The organism is Sphingopyxis sp., from assembly GCF_036402335.1.
Lineage (GTDB): Bacteria > Pseudomonadota > Alphaproteobacteria > Sphingomonadales > Sphingomonadaceae > Sphingopyxis.
Map to the genome: position 1 here is coordinate 1 of NZ_DASWTD010000078.1, position 2,500 is coordinate 2,500.

Below are 2,500 nucleotides of genomic sequence, written 5' to 3' on the forward strand. Positions count from 1 at the left end.
CCCCCTTCCTCTTAAACTTCCTATCGCCCTCTCCAATGTCCGCCGACGCTCTCCTCCCGCTGCTGAAATCCACCTTCGGTTTCGATGCCTTTCGCGGGCGTCAGGGCGACGTCGTCGCGCGTGTGATGGCGGGCGAGCGCACGCTGGCGGTGATGCCGACGGGGGCAGGCAAGTCGCTGACCTATCAATTGCCGGCGGTCGCGCTGAACGGCTGCGTCGTCGTGGTGTCGCCGCTGATCGCGCTGATGCACGACCAGCTGCGCGGCGCACGCGCGGCGGGGATTCGCGCCGCGAGCCTTACCAGCGTCGATGCCGACTGGGCCGACACGCGGCAGGCATATCGCGATGGCCAGCTCGACCTCTTGTACGTCGCTCCCGAGCGCGCGACGGGCGAGGGGTTTCGCACCTTGCTCGAGGCGCAGATGCCGGCGTTGTTCGCGATCGACGAGGCGCATTGCGTATCCGAATGGGGACATGATTTCCGCCCCGATTACCGCCTGCTGCGGCCGCTGCTCGATGCCTTTCCGGGCGTGCCGCGGCTCGCGCTCACCGCGACCGCCGACCGGCACACGCGCGAGGATATCCTCGTCCAGCTTGGCATTCCGGCCGACGGGCTGATCCTTGCCGGCTTCGACCGGCCGAACATCCGTTACGCGGTGCGCCCGCGCGTCAGTCCGGCGAAGCAGCTCGTCGATTTCATCACCGCCAATCCGGGGCCGGGGATTGTCTATGCCCCCACACGCAATGGCACCGAGCGGCTGGCGCAGCAGATCGCGGCGGCGACGGGGCGGCAGGTGGCCGCTTATCACGCTGGGCTCGATCCCGAACTCCGCGCGCGCGTACAGCATGATTTCGTCGCGTCGGAGGACGGCATCGTCACCGCGACGGTCGCGTTCGGCATGGGGATCGACAAGCCTGACGTCCGTTTCGTCGCGCACGCGGGCCTCCCGAAATCGATCGAATCCTATTATCAGGAGACGGGCCGCGCGGGACGCGACGGCGATCCCGCAGAGGCGATGATGCTGTGGGGCGCCGACGATTTTGCGCGCGCACGGATGCGGCTGTCCGAATTACCCGAGGCGCGCGTGGCGGGCGAGCGGGTGCGGCTCAATGCGCTCGCGGCGCTGGTCGAAACGGTCGAGTGCCGCCGCGCGCTGCTGCTCCGCCATTTCGGCGAGAGCCCGCCCGAACGCTGCGGCAATTGCGACAATTGCCTCGAGCCCGGACGCCAGGTGGACGCGACGGTGCTCGCGCAGAAATTGCTCTCGGCCGTGTATCGCACCGGGCAAAGCTTTGGTGCGGGGCATATCGAGGCGGTATTGTGCGGGCGCAGCGACGAACGGATCGTGGGGCGCGGCCATGACAAATTATCGGTGTTCGGGATCGTCGCGGGCGAAGAGGCGCGGCTGATCAAACCGCTGGTGCGCTCGCTTGTGGCGCGCGAGGCGCTCGACACGACCGAGCATGGCGGGCTGATGCTCGGCCCCGCGGCGCGCGCGATGATGAAGGGCGAGACCGCGGTGCTGATGGCCGAGCCGCCGGTAAAGCGGACGCAGCGCGAGGGTGGACGCACGAGCCGCGCCGACCGCGCGGCGGCGAACCCCGTCGGCGATCCGCTGTTCGATGCGCTGCGCGCGATGCGGCGCGAGCTCGCCGCCGAGGCAGGGGTGCCGCCCTATGTAATCTTCCACGATGCCGTGCTGCGCGCGATGGCGAGCGAGCGGCCCGCGACGCGGAGCGCGCTCGCCGATATCCCGGGCGTCGGCGGCAAGAAGCTCGAGGCGTGGGGCGACGCGTTCCTGAACGTGATCCGGCAGTTTTAGACTGGAGAATCTCGCGTAAAGCTCGCCCTCCAGCGCCGTCGCGGGAAATGAGGCCATTCGTGCGACCAGCCGATTCCGAAATTGGCTAGCCGAATTTCGAACCCGCTGTGACGGATGGCCCGAACACGTGCATTCGCAGTCCATCGACGCTCTCCCCTCCACGGCGTCGACCGACACCGGAGCATAAGCCATGAAAAGAACAATGATATTCGCGGCGCTCGCCGCCGTGACCCTGTCGCCCGCCGTGCTGGCGCGCGAACCCGTCCAGCAGCTGCAGATCGGCCTCGATGGCGTCGACCTCACCACGCAGCGCGGAATGAAGACAGCACAGCGGCGGATCGACCGCGCTACCGCCGATTTTTGCTACAGCAGCAGCGCGCATCTAAGCGAGGATGCACGCATTGCCGTGCGAAAATGCCGCGATGCGGCGCGTGCCGACGCGCGGGCGCAATTGGCCGACCGGCGCCTGCAACAATTGGCCGCGCGCTGGATCGGCCGGGCCGCCGTCGCCGGCCGCCCGGCGCCGGCGGCCCTGAACGAGCCCGCCTAATCCGGGGGCGAAACGACCGAAACGATGTCGCTCAGCAGCGACCAGCCCAGCCGTTCGTAGAGCGCCTTGCCGTCGGTTGTCGCGACCAGCAGGCAGCCAGTGACGCCGCGACGCGGCGCGAGGCCGC

Annotated in this window: 2 protein-coding genes; both read left to right on the plus strand. The window is 68.6% G+C overall.

The features are described from left to right. Positions 1 to 35 precede the first annotated feature (35 nt). Complete coding sequence (gene recQ / locus VGD20_RS02375; RefSeq protein ID WP_331132920.1) at positions 36 to 1,823, plus strand: DNA helicase RecQ; 1,788 nt, start codon at positions 36 to 38, stop codon at positions 1,821 to 1,823. A gap of 190 nt (positions 1,824 to 2,013) precedes the next feature. Next, the gene (locus tag VGD20_RS02380; RefSeq protein ID WP_331132921.1) at positions 2,014 to 2,373 is read left to right on the plus strand and encodes a UrcA family protein; all 360 of its coding nucleotides are present in this window, start codon (positions 2,014 to 2,016) and stop codon (positions 2,371 to 2,373) included. The last annotated feature ends 127 nt before the right edge of the window (positions 2,374 to 2,500 follow it).

Bases quoted from the DNA above. Each gene is read 5' to 3' on its own strand.
- VGD20_RS02380 (WP_331132921.1), top strand. From the start codon at position 2,014: ATGAAAAGAACAATGATATTCGCGGCGCTCGCCGCCGTGACCCTGTCG.
- recQ (WP_331132920.1), top strand. From the start codon at position 36: ATGTCCGCCGACGCTCTCCTCCCGCTGCTGAAATCCACCTTCGGTTTC.